The organism is Bradyrhizobium sp. 17 (assembly GCF_023073515.1).
Lineage (GTDB): Bacteria > Pseudomonadota > Alphaproteobacteria > Rhizobiales > Xanthobacteraceae > Bradyrhizobium > Bradyrhizobium canariense_D.
Window position 1 is genome coordinate 79,465 of the sequence record NZ_JADPJQ010000124.1, and the last position, 24,305, is coordinate 103,769.

Below are 24,305 nucleotides of genomic sequence, written 5' to 3' on the forward strand. Positions count from 1 at the left end.
AATCTCGTCGCGCAAATCACCGCGCGTTACAGTAACGATCATCACGATATCGACCGAATCGCAATTGGTTTGATGGCACCCGAATCACAAATCCCCATCGCAGCATCTCAGAAGCGGCGATTCGCCGTGAGCCTCGCGCTGTTCTACTCGGCCGTGTTCGCGGTGTCGGGAACGCATCTGCCGTTCTTTCCGCTCTGGCTGAAGGCGATCGGCATCGACGCGGCCTGGATCGGCCTCATCAACGCGCTGCCGGCGATCACACGCTTCACCACGCTGCCGCAGATCACCGCCTTTGCTGAAAAGCGACATGCGATTCGCGCCGGCATGATGATCTCCGTGCTGGCGACGGCGATCGGGTTCACGGCGGTCGGCTTGCAGCAGCAGCCGCTGGCGCTGTTCCTGATCTATGCGCTGACCTGCATGATGTGGACGCCGACCATGCCGCTGACCGACGCCTATGCGCTGCGTGGCGTCGCCCGCTACGGGCTCGATTACGGGCCGGTGCGGCTGTGGGGTTCGGCAGCCTTCGCGGCCGGCTCGCTTGCCTGCGGCTATCTTGTAGACCACATCGCGGCGCGCGATCTGATCTGGGTCATCGTCGCCTGGGCCGTGGTTGCGGTCGCCGCCGGCACGCTGCTGCAGCCGCTCGACGATGTCAGGCGCCGGACGACAACGGCGCACGCGAGCAAGGCTCTGCTGCGCGATGCCGGCTTCTGGGCCATCATCGTTTCGGCCGCGCTGATCCAGGGCAGTCACGTCGCGTATTATACGTTCTCGGCCATCAACTGGCAGGCCCACGGCCTCGGCGGGCTGACGATCGCGGGCCTCTGGACGTTAGGGGTGATCGCCGAGATCGTCGTGTTCGCGCTGTCGCCGCGCTTCTCGCTGCACCCGTCCTCGCTCATGGCGATCGGGGGCGCGAGCGCGGTCGTGCGCTGGGTCGTCACCGCGTACGACCCGCCGCTCGCGCTGCTCGCGGTCGTGCAGCTCGGCCACGGCCTCACCTTCGGGATGACCATTCTCGGCACGATGAGTCTGCTGGTGCAGCGCGTGCCGTCGCATCAAATCGCGCGGGGGCAGGGCTATTACGCCGCGTGCAACGGGCTGCTGGGTGCGACCACCTCGATCGCGTCGGGCGCGATCTACGCCCGCATCGGCGACGGCCTGTATTACGTCATGGCCGCGATGGCCGGTGTGGGTGCGCTTGTGATCTGGTCGGCGCGGCACCGGCTGAAAGCTCATCCCCAGAGCGACGAGTCCGGCGGGTAGACCAGGCTGTCATCATAACGCAGGCCATGATCGCGGTCGCGCGTCAGCAGCAGCGGGCCGTCGAGATCGACGAAGCGCGCCTGCGGCGTCACCAGCATCGCAGGCGCCATCGACAGCGAGGTCGCGACCATGCAGCCGATCATGATCTCGAAGCCGAGCGCTTGCGCGGCGTCCGCCATGGCCAGCGCCTCGGTCAGGCCGCCGGTCTTGTCGAGCTTGATGTTCACGGCGTCGTAGCGCTCTCGGAGTGACGCCAGCGAAGTGCGGTCGTGCACGCTCTCGTCGGCGCAAACCACCAGCGGCCGCTTGATCCGCGCCAGCGCGTCGTCTTGGCCCGCGGGCAGCGGCTGCTCGACCAAGGTGACGCCGACGGCCTCGCAGGCCGCAAGATTCTGCTCCAGATTGGCTTCGGTCCAGGCTTCGTTGGCATCCACGATCAGCTCGGATTCGGGCGCCGCCTCGCGCACCGCCGTGATCCGCTCCGGATCGCCGTCGCCGCCGAGCTTGATCTTGAGCAGCGGCCGGTGCGTCGCCTTGGCGGTCGCCGCCGCCATGGCCTCGGGCGTGTCCAGCGAGATCGTGTAGGCCGTGGTGCGCTCGCCCGGCGCCGGGCGGTCGAGCAGGCTCCAGGCCCGCAATCCGGCCGCCTTGGCTTCCAGATCGATCAGGGCACAATCCAGGGCATTGCGGGCCGCCCCGGGCGGCATGGCGGCTTGCAGGGCCTGACGGGTGAGACCGCGGGCCACGGCGTCCTGCATGGCCTGGATGGCGGCAAGGGTCGCCTCCGGCGTCTCGCCATAGCGGGGATAGGGCACGCATTCGCCGCGGCCGGTCAGGCCCTTCCGGCGGACCTCGGCCACAACGGTGACGGCCTCGGTCTTGGCGCCCCGGCTGATGGTGAAACTGCCTGCGATGGGAAAGCGCTCGATTCGCGCGGCGAGGGCAGGAACTTTGCTGGAAGTCATTTTGAACTCTGGCGAAATCTGAACCTGCTGGTTACCTCTAGCAACTAAGGTTAACCAGTTGGGGATACCTTCTCCGGGTAAGGGCGCGTGCGCAACCATCTGATTTCAACCGTTTCTCGCGCCCCGGCACGGGAGCGGACATCTTGAACGGCGATCCGAAGCTGGAACGGATTGCGAAGGGCAATGCGCTGGCACTCTGCGCCACTGGAACCTGGACCGCGAGCTTCGCGCCGGTCCTGGAGCGGATGGTGGCTGACGCCGAGAAGCTCGCCGGCGGCCCACAAAGCATCTTCATCGACGTGTCCGAGGTCTCCAAGCTCGACACCTTTGGTGCCTGGCTGATCGAGCGGCTGCGCCGCAGCCTGACGCAGGGCGCCGTCGAGGCGCAGATCGCCGGCCTCTCCGCCAATTATTCGAGCCTCGTGGACGAGGTGCGGCGGGTCAGGGCAACGCCCGTCATCGACACCAGCACGATCACCATCACCGGCATGCTGGAGCAGATCGGCCAGACCGTGGCCGGCGTTGCCGGCACCGTGGCAGGCCTGATCGACATGCTCGGCGCGGTGCTCGCAGCGGGCGCGCGTACCCTGATTCATCCGCGCTCGTTCCGCCTGACCTCGACCGTGCATCATCTCGAGCAGGTCTGCTGGCGCGCGGTGCCGATCGTGGTGCTGATCACCTTCCTGATCGGCTGCATCATTGCCCAGCAGGGCATCTTCCATTTCCGCAGGTTCGGCGCCGACATCTTCGTCGTCGACATGCTCGGCGTGCTGGTGTTGCGCGAAATCGGCGTGCTGCTGGTCGCGATCATGGTCGCCGGCCGCTCGGGCAGCGCCTATACGGCCGAGCTCGGCTCGATGAAGATGCGCGAGGAGATCGACGCGCTGCGCACCATGGGCTTCGATCCGATCGAGGTGCTGGTGCTGCCGCGCATGCTGGCGCTGGTGCTGGCGCTGCCGATCCTGGCCTTCCTCGGCGCGATGGCCGCACTCTATGGCGGTGGTCTTGTCGCCTGGCTCTACGGCGGCGTCGATCCCGAAGCCTTCCTGCTGCGCCTGCGCGACGCCATCTCGATCGACCATTTCATCGTCGGCATCGTCAAGGCGCCGGTGATGGCTGCGGTGATCGGCATCGTTGCCTGCGTCGAGGGCCTCGCCGTGCAGGGCAGTGCGGAATCGCTCGGCCAGCACACGACCGCGTCGGTGGTGAAGGGCATCTTCTTCGTCATCGTCATGGACGGCGTGTTCGCCATCTTCTTCGCCTCGATCGGGATGTGAGGATGGCAGGCGAGATCCAGAACCCCATCATCCGCGTCCGCGACATCACCGTGCAGTTCGGCGCGACGCGCGTGCTCGACGGGCTCGACCTCGACGTCAAGCGCGGCGAGATTTTGGGCTTCGTTGGCCCTTCCGGCGCGGGCAAGTCCGTGCTGACACGCACGATCATCGGCCTCGTGCCGAAGCTCGCAGGGAGCATCGAGGTGTTCGGCGTCGACCTGGATGCCTCCAATACCTCGCAGCGGCGCGCCGTGGAGCGGCGCTGGGGCGTGCTGTTCCAGCAGGGCGCGCTGTTCTCCTCGCTCACGGTGCGGCAGAACATCCAGTTTCCGATGCGCGAATATCTGCGGGTGTCGCAGCGGCTGATGGACGAGATCACCATCGCCAAGCTCACCATGGTGGGTCTCAAGCCTGAAGTCGCCGATCGCTTTCCCTCGGAACTGTCGGGCGGCATGATCAAGCGCGTGGCGCTGGCGCGCGCGCTGTCGCTCGACCCGGATCTCGTCTTCCTGGACGAGCCGACCTCGGGCCTGGACCCGATCGGCGCCGGCGACTTCGACGAGCTGGTCAGGACCTTGCAGCGTACTTTGGGGCTGACCGTTTTCATGGTAACCCACGACCTCGATAGCCTTTACACAGCATGTGACCGCATCGCCGTTTTAGGCAACGGTAAGATCATTGCGGCAGGGTCGATCGCCGACATGCAGGCCTCGCAGCATCCCTGGCTGAGGCAATATTTCCATGGCAAGCGCGCTCGCGCGGTGATGGGCTGAGATGCCGGAGTAGCTGATGGAAACGCGCGCAAATTACGTGCTGATCGGGTCGTTCACGCTGGCGGTGATCGCCGCCGCGATCGGCTTCGTGCTGTGGTTTCAGTCGCTGCACACGACCAAGCAGCGCAGCCCCCTGCGCGTCGTGTTCGAGGGCCCGGCCGCGGGCCTGCGCAACGGCGGCAGCGTCAATTTCAACGGTATCCGGGTGGGCGAGGTGGTCTCGGTGAAGCTCGACAACCCGCGGCGGGTTGTCGCACTTGCCATGGTCGAGAACAACGCCCCGATCCGCAAGGACACCCTGGTCGGCCTCGAATTCCAGGGCCTGACCGGCGTCGCCGCGATCTCGCTCAAGGGAGGGGAGGAGGCAGCGCCTGCGCCGCCGCTGGACGAGGACGGCATTCCGACGCTGACGGCCGATCCCAACAAGCTCCAGGACGTCACCGAGGCGATCCGCGGCACGCTCCAGAACATCAACAAGATCGTCGCCGACAATCAGGAGTCGGTGAAGAACTCGCTGAAGAATCTCGAGACCTTCACCAACTCGCTCGCCCGCAACGCCGAGAAGATCGACGGCGTGATGGCCAAGGTCGACGGCGTGATGCTCAAGGCCGATAGCCTCATGCTCGGCCTCAACACGCTCGCCGGCGGCAAGGACGGCGGCGAGCTGTTTCTGGCGGTGAAGTCGATCCGCGAACTGGCCGACGATTTCGACAAGCGCTCCGGCGCATTGATGGCGGACGGCCGCCGCACGCTCAGCGACATCAGCCGCGCCGTCAACAATTTCGATCGCAACCCGACCCGCGTCCTGTTCGGCGCCAGCAACAACGCGCCGCCAGCCGCGCCGCCACCGCCGCCAGAGCCGCCGAAACCCGCCGTGCCCGAGCGCAGGCGGCAGTAGCGACGTTGCACTCGTCTCTCACCTCGTCATTGCGAGCGAAGCGAAGCAATCCAGACCGTCTCCGCATAAGCAGTCTGGATTGCGTCGTCGCAAGAGCTCCTCGCAATGACGAGTTTGTGGAGGCGCAACAACCTCCCCAAAACAAAACCGAGGCCGTGAGGCCTCCGTTTTCATTTGTCATGCGTCTTGGCGACTGACCGCTTATCCCAGCCGGCCCGCTGCGTGAGCGAGCAGCGTGTACACCAGGCCCGTCTCCGAGGTCAGGTGGTTGCGCAGCTCCTGCGGGCCGCGGCCGTCGCGGGCGACTTCGTCGAGCAGGCGTTCGAACTCGGCGACATAGCGGTCGACAGTAGCCTTGAAGTTGCGGTCGGATCGATACTTGCGGGCGACCTCATCAAAGGCCTTCTGGCCGGCGGGCGTGTAGAGCCGCTTGGTGAAGGCCTTGTTCTCGCCGCGCTGATAGCGGTCCCACATCTCGGACGCGAGGTTGCGGTCCATCAGCCGGCCGATGTCGAGCGACAAGGATTCCAGCGGATTGCCGCCACCTTGCGGAGCCTGCGGCTGCGGAGCCGGTGCAGCCTGGCGGCCGCGCTGGGGCTCACGTCCGGTGGGCGCGCCCTGGTTGGCGTCCGTGCGGCTCAGCAGGTCGGACAACCAGCCGTCACGGCCCTGGTCATTGCCGGCCGGCGCCACCGGGGGAGCTTCGGTGCGGCGCGAGGAGGCGGGCATGCCGAGGTCCGGCGGCGGCAGCGTCGAGGCGCTGGCGCTCTCGCGCATGCGCGTCTCGGTGCTGCGCGCGCCGACGGCCGCCAGCATCGGCTCTTCCTGGCGTTGCACGCTGGCGCGGACCGTCGTGGAGACGTCGAGGCCGCGGCCGTGCTGGGCCACGATGCGGTTGAGCTCGGCGAGCGCCTCGATCTGGTCGACGATCACCTTGCGCATCTGCGCAGTGCTCTCGGCGGCCTCCTGCGGCATCTCGAGCACGCCGCGGCGCAGCTCGTTGCGGGTGGCTTCGAGCTCGTTGTGCATCTCGAACGCCATCTGCTTCATGCTGGAGACGAGATTGGTGAACTTCTCGGTCGACTGCTTGAACATCGCGTCCGCCTCGTCGGTGGTCTGGCGGTAGATGTCGTGCATGGCCTCGACGGTCTGCCGGTGCTCCTCTTCGGAGGCCGACCGCACCGCTTCGAACTGGCGGGTGATCGCGGCGGAACCGGCGCCGGCGGTCTCCGCGACGACGCGGGCGATGTCGCGGGCACGCTCTTCGGCGGCCGCCAGCGATTCGTCGAGCAGGCCGGTGAAGCGCGACAGGCGCTGGTCGAGATCGGCCGTGCGCAGGTCGATCGTGGTGACGAGCGATTCCAGCGCCTCCTTGCGTTCGGCGAGCGAGGCGGTGGTGTTCTTGTTGCTCTGTTCCACCACCTGCGCGGCCTCGACGAGTGCCTTGCCGTGCGCGTCGAACTGGGTCGACAGCTCGCCGAGATCCTGGAGCGCCCGGGTGGTCTTGCTGTTGAAGACGTTGAGCTGGTCTTCCAGGTTCTGCGTCGCAGCGCCGTTGCGCGAGGTGACGTCGTTCATCGCCGAGACGAAGTCGGCGACGCGCGTCACCAGCGCCCGCTCGAGCGAGTTGAGGTTATCGTGCGCACCGGTCAGCACCTCCTGGAGCAGGATGTTGCCTTCGCGCAGGCGCTCGAACAGGGCGACCGTGTCGGTGCGCAGGATCTTGCTGGTCTCCTGCATCTCGGTGACGGCCGCGATCGAGACCTGGCGCGACTGGTCGATTGCCGCGCGGGAGGCCTGCTCGAGGTCCTTGAGCGACTTGTTGACGGCACCCGTCGCCATCTCGCTCGCCGAGTTGATGGTTCGCGCCACCTCGGAGCCGTTGCCCATCATGGTCTGCGAGAACGCATGTCCGCGCGTCTCGATCGACTTCAGCGCGTCGGATGTGACGCGGTCGATGTCGAGCGTGAGCTGGCTGGTCTTGGAGCCGATCGCGTCCACGAGCGAGCCGCGCTTGGCGTCGATCATGTTGGCGAGACGGTCGGACTGCTGCTGCACGTAGGTGACGATCTCGTCGGTCTTGCCGGTCATGGCCTGGCCGAAGCTGCTGCTGGCGGCGAGCACCGAGCGCTCGACGTCGGCCGAACTCGACTTGACCCGCGAGCTCGCCTCGTTGGAGGCGTTGATCAACGCGTTCTGGGCGTTGAGCGCGCTGGTCTGGATGTCGTTGGTCGCGTTCGCGGTGGCCGTGCTCAGCGTACGCTCGATCTCGCTCGAGATCGTGCGGATCTGGCTTGCGGCATCCGCCGAGGTCGAGGTCAGCGAGGTCTGCGCCTCACGCGCGCTGTTGAGGATGGTCGAGGCGGTGTCGGCGCCGACCGAGGTCAGCGTGCGCTCGATGTCTATGGTCAGCGACTTGATCTGGCTCGCAGCGTCCGTCGAGGCGGAGATCAGCGTGCCCTGGGCCTCGCGTACGCCGCTGGTGAGCGCCTCGATGGTGGCCCCGCCGGCGGTCGCCAGCGCGCGCTGCATCTCGGCCGCCAGCGAACGAACCTGGCCGGTCTGTTCGGCGGAGACCGCCAGCAGGGTGCTCTGGGCATCGCGGGCGCTGGTCGTGATCGTCTCGGCGGTCGACTGGCCGACCTGCGAGAGCGAGCGATGCACTTCGGCGGCGAGAGACTTGACCTGGCTCGCCGCATCCGAGGACGCGCTGACGAGCGTGCTCTGGGCTTCGCGGGCGCCGCTCATGATGGTCTCTGCCGTCGCGGTTCCCGCCATCGAGAGCGAGCGCTGCACGTCCGAGGACAGCGCCTTGATCTGGTTGGCGGTCTCGCTCGAGGCCGCGATCAGCGCGCTCTGCGCATCGCGGGCGCCGGCGGTGATCGATTCCGCCGTTGTGGTGCCGGCCATCGACAGCGAGCGCTGCACGTCGGCGGTGAGGGTCTTGACGTGGTTGGCGGCGTCCGAGGACGCCGTGACGAGCGTGGTCTGTACCTCGCGGGCACCGGCCAGGATCGAGGCGGCGGTCGCCGAGCCTGCCGACGACAGCGTGCGTTCGACGTCGGCGGTGAGAGTCTTGACGTGGTTGGCCGCATCCGAGGACGCCGTCACGAGCGTGGTCTGCACCTCGCGGGCACCGGCCAGGATCGAGGCGGCGGTCGCCGAGCCTGCCGACGACAGCGTGCGTTCGACGTCGGCCGCGAGCCCCTTGATCTGGTTGGAGGCATCGCCCGACGCGGCGACCAGGGTCGACTGGGCTTCGCGGGCGCTGGTCAGGATCGAGTTCGCGGCACCGGTGCCGACGGCGGTCAGCGCACGCTCGACCTCGGCGGAGGTCATCTTGAGCTGGGCGTTGACGTCGGAGGAGACCGTCATCAGCGACTGCTGCGCGGTGCGCGCACCGGTCTGGATGGTCTCGCTGGTGTTGACCACGAGGTTGGTGAGCGAGCGCTCGGCGTCCTCGACATGCGAGCGGATCGCGGTCGATATCATCTCGGCGCGGGACATCATGTCCTCGCTGGCCTGGCGTCCGCTGCTCTCGATGCGGCCGGCGACGGCCTCGACGCGCGAGCCGAGCAGGTCCTCGAACTGCGCCACGCGCACGTCGATGTCGCTGGCGACCGCGCCGACCTTGGTCTCGATGGCCTGCTGGATGTCCTGGAAGCGCGCCGTGACCGTGTCGGTCAGGTGCATGCTGCGGCCATCGATGATCTCGGCAACGCCGGTGATGCGGCGATCGACCGCCTCGATCGCCTGCGCGGTGCCGTCCGTGAGTGTCGAGGTCAGCAGGGTGAGGCGGGAATCGATCGACTGCACGGCCTGGGAGGCGCCGTTCGTCACCGCGCTGGTCAGGTAGGTGAGGCGGGTGTCGATGGATTCGAGCGCCTGCGACGCGCCGCCGGTGAGGGTGGTCGTCAGATGCGTGAGGCGCGTGTCGATCGTCTGGATGGTCTGCGACGCGCCATCGGTCAGCGAGGTCGCGAGGTGGTTGAGGCGGTTGTCGATGGTCTCGACAGCCTGAGACGCGCCGTCGGTCAGCGACGTCGTGAGATGGGTGAGGCGGGAGTCGATCGACTGGATCGCCTGCGCGGCGCCGTCGGTCAGCGACGAGGCGAGGGTGTTGAGCCGTCCGTCGATGGTCTCGGTGACCGACTTCGCACGGGTATCGAACGACTGTTCGAGCGCGGCGACGCGGCCGACGAGCTGTTCGTCGAAGGTCTTGATGTGACCGTCGATCGTGGAGTCGAGGCTCGAGATCTTGCCGTTCAGCGAGGCATCGAGGTTGCTGACACGTTCGCCGATCGTGGTCTCGAACTGCACCAGGCGCTGGTCGAGCACAGCCGTGATCGCGCCGCCATTGGCGGTGAAGCGGGTGTCGAAATTGTCGACATAGCTCTTCAGCGACTCATGGATGTCCTGCGTGCGCTGGCCCATCCGATCGACGATCTCGCCGCCGAAGGTCTTCACGGTGCGGTCGAACTCGGAGATGTGGCGGGTGATCAGCGCGCCCAGCGTGCCGGAGTCGCGGGCGAACTTCTCGACCAGCTCGGTGCCCTGGTTCTTCACCAGCTCGTCGAAGGCGCTCATCTGGAGCGACAGCGAGTCGTGCGCGGTCTCGGTCTGGCTGACGACCTTGGCGACCAGCGTGTTGACGGTGGCGTCGAGTGCTTCGCTCGCCTTGTCGCCGGAGGTCATGATTTGGCCGGCGAGGCGGTTGCCGGCGTCGTCGATCTTGGCGGAGAGGTCGTTGGAGCGCAGCTCGAGCTCGAGCAGCAGCGAGTCCGACGAATTCTTCAGGCTGTCGTGGACCTGCTCGGTGCGCTCGGAGATGCCGTCGACGATCGCGGCGGAGCGCTGCTCGAACTCGCCGGTGATGCGGTCGATGCGCTCGTTCAGCATCTCGTGGACGCGGTCGGCCAGGTCGACGAACTCGTCGTGAACGTGGCCGGTCTTGAAATTGAGGCTGGTGGTCAGCCGCTCGCTGGCGTCGAGCACGGCGCGGGTGGTCTCGTTGCTGGCCTCCTCGAGGCGGTCGAGCAGGTCGCCGCCGCGCTCGCCGAGCGCGAGGATCATGTTGTCGCCGGCGTTGCTCAGCGCACCGGTGATGTGGGCGCCGCGCTCTTCGAGTGCGCCGGTGATGGACTTGGCGACCTCGTCGACGCGCGAGGCGATCGCGTCCGAGATCAGCGCGATGTCATGGCGCAAATCGATCTGCACGCCGGAGATGGCGCTGCGGACCTGCTCGGCCTGGCCGACCAGATTGTCGCGCTGATGCGCGATGTCCTGGAGCAGGGCGCGGATGCGCACTTCGTTGTCGGAATAGGCGCGTTCGAGCGCCGCGACCTCGTTGGCGACCAGCGTCTCGAGCTCGCCGGCGCGCGCGATGGCGCGCTCGATGCCGTCGCCCATCGCCGCAACCTCGCGGCGGATGGCCTGGCCGACGGTCACCATGGAATCCGAAGCCGAGCCTTCCGGCTCGGAGAAGCGGATCGCAACCTGGGCCATAGCCTGCGCGACCGAGCTCATTTGCTGGCCGCGCCAGACGAGGCTCGCCAGGAAGAAGAACAGCATGATCGGCGCGAAGAACATCGTGACGAGGCCGGCAATGGCCAAGACGCCGCCGCTCTGGCCCATCGCGGCCTGGATCGATGGCAGGAAGCCGACCGTCAGTGCGGCGCAGGCGGCCAGCCAGATGACGGTGAAGATTGTCGCGCCCGTGTAGATGTTGCGGGTCGGGCGTCCCGTCTGCAACGTCTGCAAGAGCTGGCCGATGGTCGCACGGTCGTCATTGGCGGCGCGGCGCGAGGAGCGCGGCTCCTCGATCTGGTCGAACACCGCGCGTTCGTTCGCGGCAGGGCGCGCGTCGAAGCTCGGTTCGTCGAACATCGGGGGAGCTGGTGGCGCGACCGGGGGCGACGTTTCGCTGCGCATCGAGGCGTTGCGGCTGGTGTCCGCGGCCGTGTCGCTGATGTTCAGGGCTTCCTGGATTGCAGAAAGCGCATCTTCTGTGGGGTCTTTGACCTTTTTCGGAGTGTTTGCCATGTTCAGTCCGAGCCCTCGTTACTTGTACGCGTCCCCCCGCGAGCTCTGCGCGCTACGCAAGCCCACAGTCCGGATCATGCCGCTTGCGCGGATCTCCGAGCCATCCCCACCCGGACGGCTTGTCCGCCAATTTCTCCAACATCCTATTGGCAGAGCGTCGCGAATGAAATGCCCGCGATTAAGACAATCTTAATCATCGTTAACAGGATCGTGCCGTAACGCCTTAGCAATAAATGCAATTCTCCACCGGACTCGCCGGATTGCGGCAACTTTTCGTCAATAAGCAGGCAGATTTGCGCAAAACGGCCAGAACATTTCGTTAACCATTTCCATGCTTGGGTGGAGGGAACTTGACCGCCGGACCGGCGGACATCGCGCGATGCCGGGGCCTGCGCCATGACGCCTGAACTGCAACGGATGGACTGGATGCCCTCGCCCCCGCTTGCACCCATCGACAGCCCGCTCGACCTCGATCATCTCTCACGCATGACGCTCGGCGATTCCGAGCTGGAGCAGGAAGTGCTGGCGATGTTTGCCGAGCAGACGGTGCGCCTGATCGCGACGATGGCAGCGCTGCCGGCCGAAGCCGGCGCACTCGCCCACAAGCTCAAGGGCTCGGCGCGCGGGATCGGCGCCTTTGCAGTGGCGGATGCCGCAGCCAGCCTGGAGACTGCGATCCAGACCGGCCAGGGCCGGCCTCACGCCTTCGCCGCGCTGAAAGAGGCGGTGACCGAGGCTCGCGCCGCCATCGAGGCGATCCTGAATCCTTAGGCCAACAGGGCCCGAACCGTGCTGTAGTCTTTTGTTTTGACGGGTCTTCTTCCCGCGAAGCGGTATTCGCGACTTCATCAAAACGCTATGGCGCCGGGCTGACCGACCCGTTATAGGACAGCCCGGACCCTCCTTCATTCCCTAGATCGCGGCAGCACGAGCACACATGGCCAAAATCCACTTTGTCGATCACAAGGGCGAAACCCGTACGGTGGACGTCGAGAACGGCGCGACTGTGATGGAAGCCGCCATCCGCAACAGCATTCCCGGCATCGAGGCCGAATGCGGCGGCGCCTGCGCCTGCGCCACCTGCCATGTCTATGTCGACGAAGCGTGGCGCGAGAAGGTCGGCAGCCCGACGCCGATGGAAGAGGACATGCTCGACTTCGGCTTCGACGTGCGCCCGAACTCGCGCCTGTCCTGCCAAATCAAGGTCTCCGACGATCTCGACGGCCTCGTGGTGGCGACGCCGGAACGGCAGGCCTAACTCTCTTAGCTATCATGTGCTGGGCTGCGCGACCTGGATGCCGCGCTTATGCCAGGGGCTGAGCTTCTCGAGCACTTCCGCAGTCAGCGGCGTTGGCCGGCGCGACGTTTCGTCGATCATCACGGCGACCGATGTCGCCGATGCAATGCACTTCCCTTCCGAAAACACCACCTGCTCGAACGTCACCGACGTTCGCCCCAGTTTCACCACGCCGAGACCGAGCTCGATCGTATTCGGCCAGTGCAGCTCCGCGCGAAAATGGATGTCGAGCCGCACCATGATCCAGGCAAGCCCCGGCGGCGTCAGGCCGTATTCCGGGAGCTTCATCAGCGTGACGCGGCCGGTCTCGAAATAGGTGGCGTAAACCGCGTTGTTGACGTGCTGGTTAGGGTCGAGATCGCCGAAGCGGACGTTGTCGCTGAGGCGAAAAGGATAGTCCTCCAGGCGCGGCGTCGTATCGAGGCGGCTTGGTGCGTTCACCGATTGATCTCCGTCATATCGTTCCTCGTTACAGCCCAGTTATCCTGACCCGGCAAGTGGGCCCCGCTGCGGGGCGCTCCCGCTTTTATGCCTTCCCTGATCCATCCCCGTTGGCTAGACAGGCAGGGTCACCTCGGCCCAAAGGGCGCCGTCCCACGAACGACCGATAAAGAGACGACATGAGCGACGCGATCAAAACCGATGTGCTGATTATTGGTGCCGGCCCCTGCGGTCTGTTCGCCGCCTTCGAGCTGGGCCTTCTCGACATGAAGACGCATTTCGTCGACATCCTCGACAAGGTCGGCGGCCAGTGCGCAGAACTCTATCCGGAAAAGCCGATCTACGACATTCCCGGCATTCCGCAGGTTTCTGGGCAGGGCCTCACCGACGCGCTGATGGAGCAGATCAAGCCGTTCCATCCGACCTTCCATCTCGGCGAGATGATCGAGACCGTCGAGAAAATCGGCGATCCGCTGTTCCGCTGCACCACGGACGCCGGCAAGGTGTTCGAATGCAAGGTGCTGGTGATCGCTGCCGGCGGCGGCTCGTTCCAGCCCAAGCGTCCACCGGTGCCGGGGATCGAAGCCTATGAAGGAAGCTCGGTGCACTACGCCGTGCGCAAGATGGAGACGTTCCGCGACAAGAACGTGCTGATCGTGGGCGGCGGCGATTCCGCGCTCGATTGGACGCTCAATCTGCATCCGATCGCCAAGCGCATCACGCTTCTGCACCGTCGCGACGATTTTCGCGCCGCGCCCCACAGCGTCGAGCAGATGCGCGCGCTGGTCGCGGCCGGCAAGATGGATCTGCGGCTCGGCCAGGTCACTGCGCTGTCAGGCAATGAGGGCAAGCTGAGCGGCGCCACCGTGAAGGGCAACGACAACAGCGTGAACGAAATTACTTGCGACACCATGCTGCCGTTCTTCGGGCTGACCATGAAGCTCGGTCCGGTCGCGAACTGGGGCATCGCGCTGGAGAACAATCTGGTGCCGGTCGAGACATCCGCGTTCGAGACCAACGTGCCAGGCATCTTCGCGATCGGCGACATCAACACCTATCCCGGCAAGATCAAGCTGATCCTGTGCGGCTTCCACGAGGGTGCGCTGATGTCGCAAAAAGCCCATCGTTACGTCTATCCAGAGAAGCGGCTCGTGTTCCAGTACACGACGTCGTCCTCCAGCCTGCAAAAGAAGCTCGGCGTCAACTGATGGCGGCGGGCGATGCCCCATGTTTCTGGTGCTGGAACAGTTCGCGAAATCGCCGTAGTCTGCGGCCATTGCAGTTGGCGGCTTAGCAAGGCGATTGGCTCAGCAAGGTGATGATAATGCGGACTCTCTTTTCCAGCTTTCGGCTGTTCTCGCTTCTCGCGCTCGCGATGACGCTCGGTGCGGTGAGCCCGGTTGTGGCGCAAGTGCAGCAGCCGACCGCCGCAGGCCTCTGGCAGAAGGTCGAAGACGGCAAGACGGTGGGATGGTTTCTCTTCATCGACCACAACGGTGTGTTCGAAGGCGTCATCGCAAAAACCTTCCCGCGGCCCGGCGACGACCCGAACGAGATCTGCGCCAAATGCACGGACGATCGCAAGAACGCGCCGGTGCTCGGGCTCTCCTTCATCCGTGACATGAAGCGCGACGGCTTGAAGTATGACGGCGGCAACGTGGTCAATCCTCGCGACGGCAACATCTGGAAGGCCAAGATGACGGTCAGCCCGGACGGACAGACCCTGACGATGCGCGGTTTCCTCGGCATCTCCCTGTTCGGCAAGGACGAGACCTGGACGCGTCTTCCCGACGCCAACATCGCGCAGGTCGATCCCGCCATCGTCGCGAAATATCTTCCGGCGCAAGCGACCGCCGCGACCAAGCCGGTGCCTGTGGCACCGGCGAAGAAGGGCGGCGCAATGATGGCGCCGGTGCCGAAGCAGTAGGTCTACGTCGCGCGCTGTGCCGCCTGAACTTCGGTAGCTCCACACACCGCCGTCATTGCTCGCGAAGGCGGGGATCCAGTACGCCGCAGCCTGCCCGCGTTCTTGCGCGGTGTCCCCCCGTGCGCAATCGCGCATGCGGCCAGCTATGACAGCGGAGATCTTGGCCCGCGAGCAGCGGTCATACCCGTCGAAAGACCAATGCATGCCGGACTTGCGCCAGTAGTTCCCCGGAATGCGCGGTGGCGCCGGATTTGCATAGCTATCCGCAAAGCTGTTGGGGGATGAGTCGCCGTCCTTGACGCCTTCGCCGAGTCGCGGAAGGCGGACGGCAGTTATCGCCCCGCGGCGATGATCTCGATCCGCGGAGACGACATGAGACGTGCAATATCGTGTGCCGCCATGCTGCTGGTCCTGACGGTGCTGCTGACCGCCCCGATGATGGCGCGCGACGACGGGCGCTACGCCAACTCGCCATTAAAACCCTGGTTCGAGAGCCTGCACAGCGAATACGGCCAATGCTGCTCGGATGCCGACGGCTATATGGTCGCCGACGTCGACTGGGAATCCGACAAGGGCCGTTATCGCGTGCATCTCGAGGGCGAATGGGTGGTCGTGCCCGACGGCGCCGTCATTACCGAGCCGAACAAGATCGGCCGCACCATGGTGTGGAAGCACTATATCGACGGCCATCCGCGGGTGCGCTGCTTCATGCCGGGCAGCATGACGTAGAGTGAAACGTCATCCCGGGCGACGCGCAGCGTCGAACCCGGAATGGCGTCAAGGCTTAGCGCGCCTCGTTGTTCGCGCTGACGCTCGCAAGCCGCTTCACGCGTGGCGACAGCACCGACATCTGCGCGGGCGAGGCGGGCATGCCGGCGACGATCATCGCGGGCGCAGTCGACTGCTCCTCGATGCCTGGGCCGCCGAGCACCTGGACTTGCGTCGCCGAGATCGGAAACGACGTCACTTCGTAAGAGGGAAGCTCGCCGGCGAACGCGCCTGACGAGTTGGCAATCATCGCTGCGGCAACGGCAACCATCGAAAGAACGCGCATTGGAAAATCTCCGTGAGAAGTGCCAATCGGAGGTTAGGTCGCGGTGATGCCGCAACAGGTTCGCCTGTGTGCGAACATTAGATCGCGGTCGCTGATCTATTTGATTGCGTGATGTCGAGCGACGAAGCGCGAAGGAAGTTTTCCGCGCCAATGTTTCCGGGCGGTTTCGCGGAAGTGGTCGCGCGGTGACGTGTCGGTGCCCTACGTGCCGAAACGGCACCAATGCATCCACGCGGCGAGGCAGCGTCCGCGCGCGGCGCTCAGGTCACTGGCGCCGGATTGAACAGCGTCAAATCGTTGTGGATGCCCCAGCGATCCGACCAGGGTTTCGTGCGGCCGCTGGCGACGTCGAGGATCAGGCGGAACAGGTCCCAGCCGGTTTCCTCGATGGTCTTCTCGCCGGTGGCGATGCCTCCCGCATCGAAATCGATCAGGTCCTTCCAGCGTCGCGCCAGCTCGCTGCGGGTCGAAACCTTGATCACGGGCGCAGCCGCAAGGCCGTAAGGCGTGCCGCGGCCCGTGGTGAACACCTGCAAGGTCATGCCGGAGGCGAGCTGGAGCGTGCCGCAGATGAAGTCGGACGCCGGCGTTGCCGCAAACAGCATGCCCTTCTGCGTTGCCTTCTCGCCGGGCGAGAGGACGCCGGTGATCGCGCTTGATCCGGACTTGACGATCGAGCCGAGCGACTTCTCGACGATGTTGGCGAGGCCGCCCTTCTTGTTGCCGGGCGTGGTGTTGGCGCTGCGGTCCGCGCCGCCACGGGCCAGATAGGAATCGTACCAGGCCATCTCGCGGACCAGCGCGCGGCCGACGGCCTCGTTGATGGCGCGCCGCGTGAGCAACTGGATCGCGTCGCGCACTTCGGTGACTTCCGAGAACATCACGGTGGCGCCGGCGCGCACCAGCAGGTCGGCGGCGAAGCCGACCGCAGGGTTCGCGGTGACGCCGGAGAACGCGTCGCTGCCCCCGCATTGCAGGCCGATGACGAGATCGGCGGCCGGGCAGGTCTCGCGGGTGCGCTTGTTGAGGATCTTGAGGCGGGCCTCTGCCTGGGTCATGATTGCCTCGACGATGGCGCCAAAGCCGTCGAAGGCTTCATCCTGCATGCGCACGATGGCATTGCTGACGCCTTCCGGCACCAGACGCTCGGGCGCAAGCTTCTCGCAGCCGAGGCTGATGACCAGTATCTCGCCGCCGAAATTCGGGTTCTGTGCGATGTTTTGCAGCGTGCGGATCGGAATCACGGCATCAGGCGCGTTGATGGCGACGCCACAGCCATAGGCATGCGTCAGCGGCACGACGTCGTCGACATTCGGATATTTCGGCAGCAGCTCGGCGCGGATGCGCTTCACCGCATATTCCATCGTGCCCTTGACGCATTGCACCGAGGAGGAGATGCCGAGGATGTTCTTGGTGCCGACCGAGCCGTCGGAATTGCGAAAGCCTTCGAACGTGAAACCTTCGAGCGGCGGCAGCGGCGCGGGAACGGCGGTCGAGATTTCCAGCTTGTCGAGGGCAGGGGCCTCCGGCATGCGGATGCGCGCTTCGTCCACCCATTCGCCGGCCAGTATCGGCGCGAGCGCATGGCCGATCACCTCGCCATAGCGGATGATCGGGGCGTCCTGCGGGATGTCGACCAGCGCCGTCTTGTGTCCCTGCGGCACGAAGGCGCGCAGCGTCAGCCCGCTGGCGAAGCGGGAGCCGGCGGGAAGCCCGAAATCATTGACAACGATCGCGACGTTGTCGCGCTCGTTGAGCTTGATGTAGCGAGGCTGCTCTTTCGCTGCGACTGACTGGTCCATCTGCTTTACCTCGGAAACTCAAGTCGTAGGGTGGGCAAAGGCGCAAAGCGCCGTGCCCACCATGCTTCGTGCCGAACGTAAGCGGTGGGCGCGCCTCGCTTTGCCCACCCTACGATATCTTGCCCGTGGTTAGCCGGGATAGGTATAGGCGGTCTTCACCGTCGTGTAGAACTCGCGGGCATAGGAGCCCTGTTCGCGGGCGCCGTAGCTCGAACCCTTCCGGCCACCGAACGGCACGTGATAGTCGACGCCGGCCGTCGGCAGATTGACCATCACCATGCCGGACTCGCTGTTGCGCTTGTAGTGCGAGGCGTATTTAAGGCTGCTGGTGCAGATGCCGGAGGCGAGGCCGAACTCGGTGTCGTTGGAGATCGCGAGCGCCTCCTCGTAGTTCTTGGCGCGAATGACGGCGGCGACCGGGCCAAAGACCTCCTCGCGCGAAATGCGCATGTTGTTGTTGGCCTCGGTGAACAGCGCCGGCTGGAGGTAGTGGCCGGGCGTTTCGCGCTTGAGCAACTCGCCGCCCCAGGCGAGCTTGGCACCCTCGTCCTGGCCGATCTTGATGTAGCGCAGGTCCTGGTCGAGCTGGCTCTGGTCGACCACCGGGCCGATATGCACGCCGGCCTTGAGCGCGTCGTCCACCGTGAGGCCTTTCAGGCGCTCGGTCACCGCCGCAACGAAACGGTCGTGAATACCTTCGGTGACGATCAGGCGCGAGGACGCTGTGCAGCGCTGGCCGGTGGAGAAATAGGCGCCGTTGACGGCGACTTCGACGGCGGTCTTGAGATCGGCGTCGTCGAGCACGACCAGCGGGTTCTTGCCGCCCATCTCGAGCTGGAATTTCTTCATGTTGCTCGAGGTCACGCAAGCCTGCGCGATCTTGCGCCCCGTCTGCACCGAGCCGGTGAAGGTGATCGCGGCGACGTCGGGATGCTCGATCAGGGTCTGGCCGACCACGGAGCCCGAGCCGACAACGAGGTTGAACACGCCGGCCGGGATGCCGGAGCGGGTGATGATCTCGGACAGCGCATGCGCCGAGCCCGGCACCAGTTCGGCAGGCTTGAACACCACCGTGTTGCCATAGCAGAGCGCGGGGGCGATCTTCCAGGCGGGGATCGCGATCGGGAAATTCCAGGGCGTGATCATGCCGACGACGCCCATCGGCTCACGGGTGAGCTCGACGTCGATGCCGGGACGGACGGAAGCGCCCTTCTCGCCGATCATGCGCAGCGCCTCGCCGGCGAAGAATGCGAAGATCTGGCCGGCGCGCGCGACCTCGCCAATTCCTTCCGGCAGCGTCTTGCCTTCCTCGCGGGCGAGCAGGCGGCCGAGATCTTCCTTACGGGCGATGATTTCGAGAGAGATCTTGTTCAGCGCGTCATAACGCGCCTGGGGTGTCGACTGCGCCCAAGCGGGGAAGGCGGCCTTGGCGGCTGCGATCGCCTTCTCGGTCTGCGCCTTGTCGGCCTTGGCGTATTCGCCGACGACGTCGTTGGTGTCGGAGGGGTTGATGTTCTTGGTGACAGCGGAGCCATCGACCCATTCGCCGCCGATGAAGTTCTTCAGGATCGCAGTCATAGCTTCCTCCAGAGTTTTTAACGAACCAGGCAAGGACGCTTGTCGTCGAAGGTCCAGCCGGGGATCAGGTCCTGCATGGCAATAGCGTCATCGCGGGCGCCGAGTCCATGCTGCTTGTAGAGGTCATGCGCGGCGTCGATGGCGGCCCTGTCGATTTCGATACCCAGGCCGGGCCGTTCGGGCACGGCGATCTTGCCGGCCTTGATCTGGAGCGGCTCCTTGGTCAAGGCCTGACCGTCCTGCCAGATCCAGTGTGTGTCGATCGCGGTGACCTTGCCGGGGGCGGCGGCGCCGACATGGGTGAACATGGCGAGCGAGATGTCGAAATGGTTGTTGGAGTGCGAACCCCAGGTCAGGCCGTTGTCGCGGCAGGTCTGGGCCACGCGCACCGAGCCTTGCATGGTCCAGAAATGGGGATCGGCCAGCGGAATGTCCACCGCGCCGAGGCGCAGCGCATGGGACAATTGCCGCCAATCGGTCGCGATCATGTTGGTCGCGGTCGGCAGGCCCGTTGCGCGGCGGAACTCGGCCATGATCTCACGGCCGGAGAAGCCGCCTTCGGCGCCGCAGGGGTCCTCGGCATAGGCGAGGATGCCGTGCATGTCCTTGCAGAGGCTGATGGCCTCGTCGAGCGACCATGCGCCGTTCGGATCCAGAGTCACGCGCGCATTCGGAAAGCGCCTGGCGATCGCGGTGACGGCCTCGATCTCCTGCTCGCCGCGCAGCACGCCGCCCTTGAGCTTGAAATCGGCGAAGCCGTAATGGTCGTGGGTGGCTTCCGCGAGCCGCACCACGGTCTCCGGCGTCATCGCCTCCTGATGGCGGAGGTTGAACCATTCCGCCTTGCCGGTCTCGCCGCCGACATAGTCGAGCTTGGATTTGCGGCGGTCGCCGACGAAGAAGAGATAGCCCAGCGTCTCGACGCTGGTGCGCTGCTGGCCCTCGCCGAGCAGGGCTGCGACCGGCAGGTTGAGATGCTGGCCGAGCAAATCGAGCAGCGCGGACTCCACGGCCGTGACGGCGTGGATCATGACGCGGAGATCAAAAGTCTGCTTGCCGCGGCCGCCGGCATCGCGATCGGCGAAGGCGGTCCTGATATCGGCGAGGATGTTGTTCATCGCGCCGACGGTCTTGCCGATCACGAGATCACGGGCGTCCTGCAGTGTCTGCCAGATCTTCTGCCCGCCAGGCACCTCGCCGACGCCGGTGTGACCGGCATTGTCGGTGAGGATGACGATGTTGCGGGTGAAGAACGGCGCATGCGCGCCGCTCAAATTGAGGAGCATGCTGTCACGGCCTGCGACCGGGATCACCTGCATCGCGGTGACGACCGGTGCGCCAGTGATCTCGGTCTTGACCATCGCAGGCTCCTCCCTGTGTTGTTGTTATTCTGCAGCCTGTTGTGACGATCGGATGGCGGGCAGATTCTTCACCAGCGCCGTGACTTCCGCGATCTCCTGCTCGGTGAGGTCGGTCAGCGGCGGGCGGACCGGGCCGGAATCGCGGCCGATCACTTTCATGCCGGCCTTGATGATCGAGACCGCATAGCCCTTCTTGCGGTTGCGGATCGCGATGAGGGGCAGGATGAAGTCCTTCAGGCCGGCGTGGATCGTCGCGTGGTCGCGCTTGCGCACGGCGGCGTAGAAATTGGTGGCGAATTCCGGAACGAAGTTGAATACCGCCGAGGAGTAGGTGGTCACGCCCATGTCGAGGTAGGGCAGTGCGAAGGTCTCAGCGGTCGGCAGGCCGCCGATATAGGTCAGGCGGTCGCCGAGCTTGGTGTAGACGCGGGTCATCAGCTCGATGTCGCCGATGCCGTCCTTGTAGCCGACGAGGTTCGGGCAGCGTTCGGCGAGGCGGGCGAGCGTATCGGGCTGGAGGATGGCGTTGTCGCGGTTGTAGACGATGACGCCGATCTTCACGGAGGCGCAGATCGCTTCCACGTGGGCAGCAAGCCCGTCCTGCTCGGCATGGGTGAGATAGGGCGGCAGCAGCAACAGGCCGTCGGCGCCGGCCTTCTCCGCGCCGATCGCGATCTCGCGCGCGGTGGCGGTGCCGTAGCCGGTGCCGGCGAGGACGGGCACGCGGCCCTTGGTCTCGTCCACGGCGATCTTGACGACCTGCGGAACCTCGGCCGCCGTCAGCGAGAAGAACTCGCCGGTGCCGCCTGCGGCAAACAGGCCTGCGACGTCATAGCCGCACAGCCAGTCCATGTTGGCGCGGTAGGTCGCCTCGTCGAAGGAGTAATCCGCCTTGAACGGCGTGACGGGGAAGGACAGGAGGCCGGATCCGATCTTCTGGGCCATTTCCTGCGGGGTCATCTTGCTCATGGGCGCTGCTCCCTGGTCTCGTGTTGTGGAGGACGCAAAGGCTGCGCGTCCATGCGACCGTGGTTTAGGAGACCGTTCGATGCGGGTCCAAGCCAAAGCCTATATCGACCAATGCGAAATCAGCATCAATCTTCCATCGCCTCCGCCGAGGACAATTCGCTCGCGATTTTGACGAGTGCCGAGAGCAGCGGATTCTCGTCGTCGCGGCGCCAGACCATGAACAACTCGACCGGGACGCGGGTGCGCAGCTTCAGCGGCCGCAGGCGGACGTCCGCGATCTTCAGGCTCGCGGCCGCCGCCGGCACGATGGCGAGGCCGAGGCCGGCGCGTACCATGGCGAGGATGGAGTGGATCTGGCTCAGGTGCTGCACATAGCGCGGCAGGATGTCGGCGCGGGTGAACAGCGCCACCAGCACGTCGTGAAAGTAGCGGCTCTCATAGGGCGAATACATCACGAAGGGCTGGTTGTCGAAATCCTTGATCGTGACGCTCTCGGCATTCGCCAGCGGATGCTTTTTCGGGATCGCGGCGAGCAGGGGCTCGGCGACGACGCGGCGGCTGGCGATTTCGGGGCGCGCGATCGGCGGCCTGAGCAGGCCGGCATCGATCTGGCCCGAGGTCAACGCCTCGAACTGGTCGCCCGACACCATCTCCTTCAGCGAGAAGTCCACCTCGGGCAGCTTGGCGCGGCAGGCGGCGACGAGCTCCGGGAGGAAGCCGTAGGCTGCGGCTGCGGTGAAGCCGATCTTCAGCGAGCCGGACTTGCCGAGCGCGATACGGCGGGCGACCTGCGAGGCGCTTTCAGCAAGCTTCAGGATGCGCCGCGCTTCCGGCAGGAAGCTGCGCCCGGCAGGCGTCAGGCGCACCGAGCGGCTGGTACGCTCCAGCAGCGGCGCATCGATGATGTGCTCGAGCACCTGGATCTGCCGGGACAGCGGCGGCTGGGTCATGTTCAGCCGCGCGGCGGCGCGGCCGAAATGCAATTCCTCCGCCACCGTGACGAAACAGCGGAGCTGGTTGAGGTCGAACATCGATACATGCCTTAGATGGATAAGGCGTTTCCCCGGCGCTTCTAGCATCGATTACTCCCAAAACAAAGACGGCGGCCGTGAAGCCGCCGTTAAGTTGCCTGGTCAAGCCCCCATGGGGAGCCCTCAGGAGGAACGTTTGAGCACCACGCGCTCGATCTTGCCGACGACCACGAGATAGGCGAATGCGGCCACCAGCGCATTGGCGCCGACGAATATCAGCGCACCGTTGAAGGAGCCGGTCGCGGCCAGGATGTAGCCGATCACGATCGGAGTGCTGATCGAGGAGAGATTGCCGAAGGTGTTGAACAGGCCGCCCGAGACGCCGCCGGCTTCCTTCGGCGAGGTGTCGGAGACGACAGCCCAGCCGAGCGCGCCGATGCCCTTGCCGAAGAAGGCGAGCGCCATGAAGCCGACCACCAGCGCCTGGCCGTCGACATAGTTGCAGGCGATGATCGACATCGACAGCAGCATGCCGCCGACGATCGGGATCTTGCGCGCCATCGTCAACGAGCCGGTCTTGCGCAGGATCGCGTCGGAGATGACGCCGCCGAGCACGCCGCCGATGAAGCCGCACAGCGCCGGCAGCGTCGCGACGAAGCCGGCTTGCAGGATCGACAGGCCGCGCTCCTTGACGAGGTAGACCGGGAACCAGGTCAGGAAGAAATAAGTCAGCGTGTTGATGCAGTACTGGCCGAGATAGACGCCGAGCATCATGCGGTTGGAAAGCAGCTGGCGGATATGGTCCCATCCGGAGCCGGGCTCGGGCGCGCGCTCTTCCTTGGGAGCGTCGAGGTCGACCAGCGCGCCACCGGCCTTGATGTAATCGAATTCGGCCTCGTTGATGCCGGGGTGCTCTTTCGGCCCGTAGACGGTCTTGATCCAGACCAGGCCCATGACGATTCCGAGCGCGCCCATCACGAAGAATACGTAGCGCCAGCCGTAGTCGTGCGCGATCCAGCCCATCAAGGGTGCGAAGATCACGGTGGCGAAATACTGCCCGGAATTGAAGAACGCAGACGCGGTGCCGCGCTCATTGCCCGGAAACCAGGCCGCAACGATGCGGGCGTTGGCGGGGAAAGACGGCGCTTCGGCGATACCGACGAGGAAGCGTAGGCCGAACAGCACGGTGATCGCGGTGCCGGCGCTGAAGAAGCCGACCCAGCCCTGCATCGTCGTGAACAGCGACCAGACGATGATGCTGAAGGCATAGACAAGCCGGGAGCCGTAGCGGTCGAGCAGCCAACCGCCCGGCACCTGCGCGATCACATAGGACCATCCGAACGCCGAGAAGATGTAGCCCATCGCGACGGGATCGAGGTGCAGCTCCTTGGAGAGCGCGGGGCCCGCGATCGACAACGTGGCGCGGTCGGCATAATTGACGGTCGTGACCAGGAACAACATGGTCACGATGAACAGCCTGACGCGAGACCTTCTCACATCCGCTGCGGACATCACTGCGCTCATTGCGCGCCTCCTTAGAACTCGAAACGTTTCCCCACTGCGACTCCTAGAGGCGCGCGCGGCAAAGTGTCCAAGTTCAAGGCAGTATCGATCGATGCTGCTTTTGGATTGATGGAACGGCAGGTGGGAGGAACGATCGAGGTGATGGCGAACCCGATCG

Annotated in this window: 20 protein-coding genes; 9 read left to right on the top strand and 11 right to left on the bottom strand. The window is 65.5% G+C overall.

Annotation, left to right across the window (positions count from 1 at the left end; translation table 11 throughout):
* Window positions 1–72: 72 nt before the first annotated feature.
* A complete protein-coding gene (locus tag IVB13_RS30460; protein ID WP_247491099.1) occupies window positions 73–1,269 on the top strand; it encodes a major facilitator superfamily domain-containing protein 6 in 1,197 nt (398 codons plus the stop codon).
* Here the strand turns inward: IVB13_RS30460 and dgcA are convergent.
* Entirely contained in the window at window positions 1,239–2,234 is a 996-nt protein-coding gene (gene dgcA / locus IVB13_RS30465) for an N-acetyl-D-Glu racemase DgcA (protein ID WP_247491101.1), read from the bottom strand. The two genes, IVB13_RS30460 and dgcA, sit on opposite strands and share 31 nt — an antisense overlap.
* 143 nt (window positions 2,235–2,377) lie before the next feature.
* Here dgcA and IVB13_RS30470 point away from each other — a divergent pair, with 143 nt between their 5' ends.
* The 3 genes from IVB13_RS30470 to IVB13_RS30480 are packed head-to-tail and all read left to right on the top strand — an operon-like array spanning window position 2,378 to window position 5,182.
* Window positions 2,378–3,511: an ABC transporter permease gene (locus IVB13_RS30470; protein ID WP_085394489.1), complete on the top strand. Its 1,134-nt coding sequence runs from the start codon at window positions 2,378–2,380 to the stop codon at window positions 3,509–3,511.
* 2 nt (window positions 3,512–3,513) lie between these two features.
* The gene (locus IVB13_RS30475; RefSeq protein WP_247470791.1) at window positions 3,514–4,284 is read left to right on the top strand and encodes an ABC transporter ATP-binding protein; all 771 of its coding nucleotides are present in this window, start codon (window positions 3,514–3,516) and stop codon (window positions 4,282–4,284) included.
* Window positions 4,285–4,300: 16 nt separating this feature from the next.
* Entirely contained in the window at window positions 4,301–5,182 is an 882-nt protein-coding gene (locus IVB13_RS30480; protein WP_247491104.1) for an MlaD family protein, read from the top strand.
* A 201-nt stretch (window positions 5,183–5,383) separates the two neighbouring features.
* Here IVB13_RS30480 and IVB13_RS30485 read toward each other — a convergent pair whose 3' ends face one another.
* Entirely contained in the window at window positions 5,384–11,224 is a 5,841-nt protein-coding gene (locus tag IVB13_RS30485; RefSeq protein WP_247491106.1) for a negative regulator of septation ring formation, read from the bottom strand.
* Window positions 11,225–11,367: 143 nt separating this feature from the next.
* The gene (locus IVB13_RS30490; RefSeq protein ID WP_247409834.1) at window positions 11,368–11,622 is read right to left on the bottom strand and encodes a hypothetical protein; all 255 of its coding nucleotides are present in this window, start codon (window positions 11,620–11,622) and stop codon (window positions 11,368–11,370) included.
* Here IVB13_RS30490 and IVB13_RS30495 point away from each other — a divergent pair.
* Window positions 11,621–11,995, top strand: a complete 375-nt coding sequence (locus IVB13_RS30495; RefSeq protein WP_247491108.1) for an Hpt domain-containing protein — start codon at window positions 11,621–11,623, stop codon at window positions 11,993–11,995. The two genes, IVB13_RS30490 and IVB13_RS30495, sit on opposite strands and share 2 nt — an antisense overlap.
* Window positions 11,996–12,161: 166 nt before the next feature.
* Window positions 12,162–12,482, top strand: coding sequence for a 2Fe-2S iron-sulfur cluster-binding protein (locus tag IVB13_RS30500; protein WP_007602043.1), 321 nt, complete (start codon window positions 12,162–12,164; stop codon window positions 12,480–12,482).
* 12 nt (window positions 12,483–12,494) lie between these two features.
* On the opposite strand, the gene IVB13_RS30505 is transcribed toward IVB13_RS30500, so the two are convergent.
* Window positions 12,495–12,962 (bottom strand): thioesterase family protein, encoded by a 468-nt coding sequence (locus tag IVB13_RS30505; protein WP_247297155.1) that lies wholly within the window; start codon window positions 12,960–12,962, stop codon window positions 12,495–12,497.
* A 179-nt stretch (window positions 12,963–13,141) separates the two neighbouring features.
* On the opposite strand from IVB13_RS30505, the gene IVB13_RS30510 reads away from it, so the two are divergent.
* The 3 genes from IVB13_RS30510 (at window position 13,142) to IVB13_RS30520 (ending at window position 15,618) form a co-directional block, all read left to right on the top strand.
* A complete protein-coding gene (locus IVB13_RS30510) occupies window positions 13,142–14,170 on the top strand; it encodes an NAD(P)/FAD-dependent oxidoreductase (RefSeq protein WP_085357944.1) in 1,029 nt (342 codons plus the stop codon).
* Between the two features lie 116 nt (window positions 14,171–14,286).
* The gene (locus tag IVB13_RS30515) at window positions 14,287–14,889 is read left to right on the top strand and encodes a DUF2147 domain-containing protein (RefSeq protein WP_247491110.1); all 603 of its coding nucleotides are present in this window, start codon (window positions 14,287–14,289) and stop codon (window positions 14,887–14,889) included.
* A gap of 372 nt (window positions 14,890–15,261) precedes the next feature.
* The gene (locus IVB13_RS30520; RefSeq protein ID WP_026233393.1) at window positions 15,262–15,618 is read left to right on the top strand and encodes a hypothetical protein; all 357 of its coding nucleotides are present in this window, start codon (window positions 15,262–15,264) and stop codon (window positions 15,616–15,618) included.
* Window positions 15,619–15,673: 55 nt separating this feature from the next.
* Here IVB13_RS30520 and IVB13_RS30525 read toward each other — a convergent pair whose 3' ends face one another.
* The 7 genes from IVB13_RS30525 to IVB13_RS30555 all read right to left on the bottom strand — a co-directional run bounded on the left by IVB13_RS30525 (window position 15,674) and on the right by IVB13_RS30555 (window position 24,148).
* Window positions 15,674–15,943, bottom strand: a complete 270-nt coding sequence (locus IVB13_RS30525) for a hypothetical protein (RefSeq protein WP_018457539.1) — start codon at window positions 15,941–15,943, stop codon at window positions 15,674–15,676.
* A gap of 260 nt (window positions 15,944–16,203) precedes the next feature.
* Window positions 16,204–17,745, bottom strand: coding sequence for a galactarate dehydratase (gene garD / locus IVB13_RS30530; RefSeq protein WP_247491112.1), 1,542 nt, complete (start codon window positions 17,743–17,745; stop codon window positions 16,204–16,206).
* Window positions 17,746–17,874: 129 nt separating this feature from the next.
* On the bottom strand, window positions 17,875–19,323 hold the full coding sequence (locus tag IVB13_RS30535) for an aldehyde dehydrogenase family protein (RefSeq protein WP_247491114.1): 1,449 nt from the start codon (window positions 19,321–19,323) through the stop codon (window positions 17,875–17,877).
* A 17-nt stretch (window positions 19,324–19,340) separates the two neighbouring features.
* The gene (gudD, locus tag IVB13_RS30540) at window positions 19,341–20,684 is read right to left on the bottom strand and encodes a glucarate dehydratase (protein WP_247491117.1); all 1,344 of its coding nucleotides are present in this window, start codon (window positions 20,682–20,684) and stop codon (window positions 19,341–19,343) included.
* Between the two features lie 24 nt (window positions 20,685–20,708).
* Window positions 20,709–21,653 carry a 5-dehydro-4-deoxyglucarate dehydratase gene (gene kdgD, locus IVB13_RS30545; RefSeq protein ID WP_007602056.1) on the bottom strand — a complete coding sequence of 315 codons (945 nt, stop codon included), beginning with the start codon at window positions 21,651–21,653 and terminating at the stop codon, window positions 20,709–20,711.
* Window positions 21,654–21,778: 125 nt separating this feature from the next.
* Window positions 21,779–22,684: a LysR substrate-binding domain-containing protein gene (locus tag IVB13_RS30550; protein ID WP_018457543.1), complete on the bottom strand. Its 906-nt coding sequence runs from the start codon at window positions 22,682–22,684 to the stop codon at window positions 21,779–21,781.
* A 123-nt stretch (window positions 22,685–22,807) separates the two neighbouring features.
* Window positions 22,808–24,148, bottom strand: coding sequence for an MFS transporter (locus IVB13_RS30555; RefSeq protein ID WP_018457544.1), 1,341 nt, complete (start codon window positions 24,146–24,148; stop codon window positions 22,808–22,810).
* Window positions 24,149–24,305 lie beyond the last annotated feature (157 nt).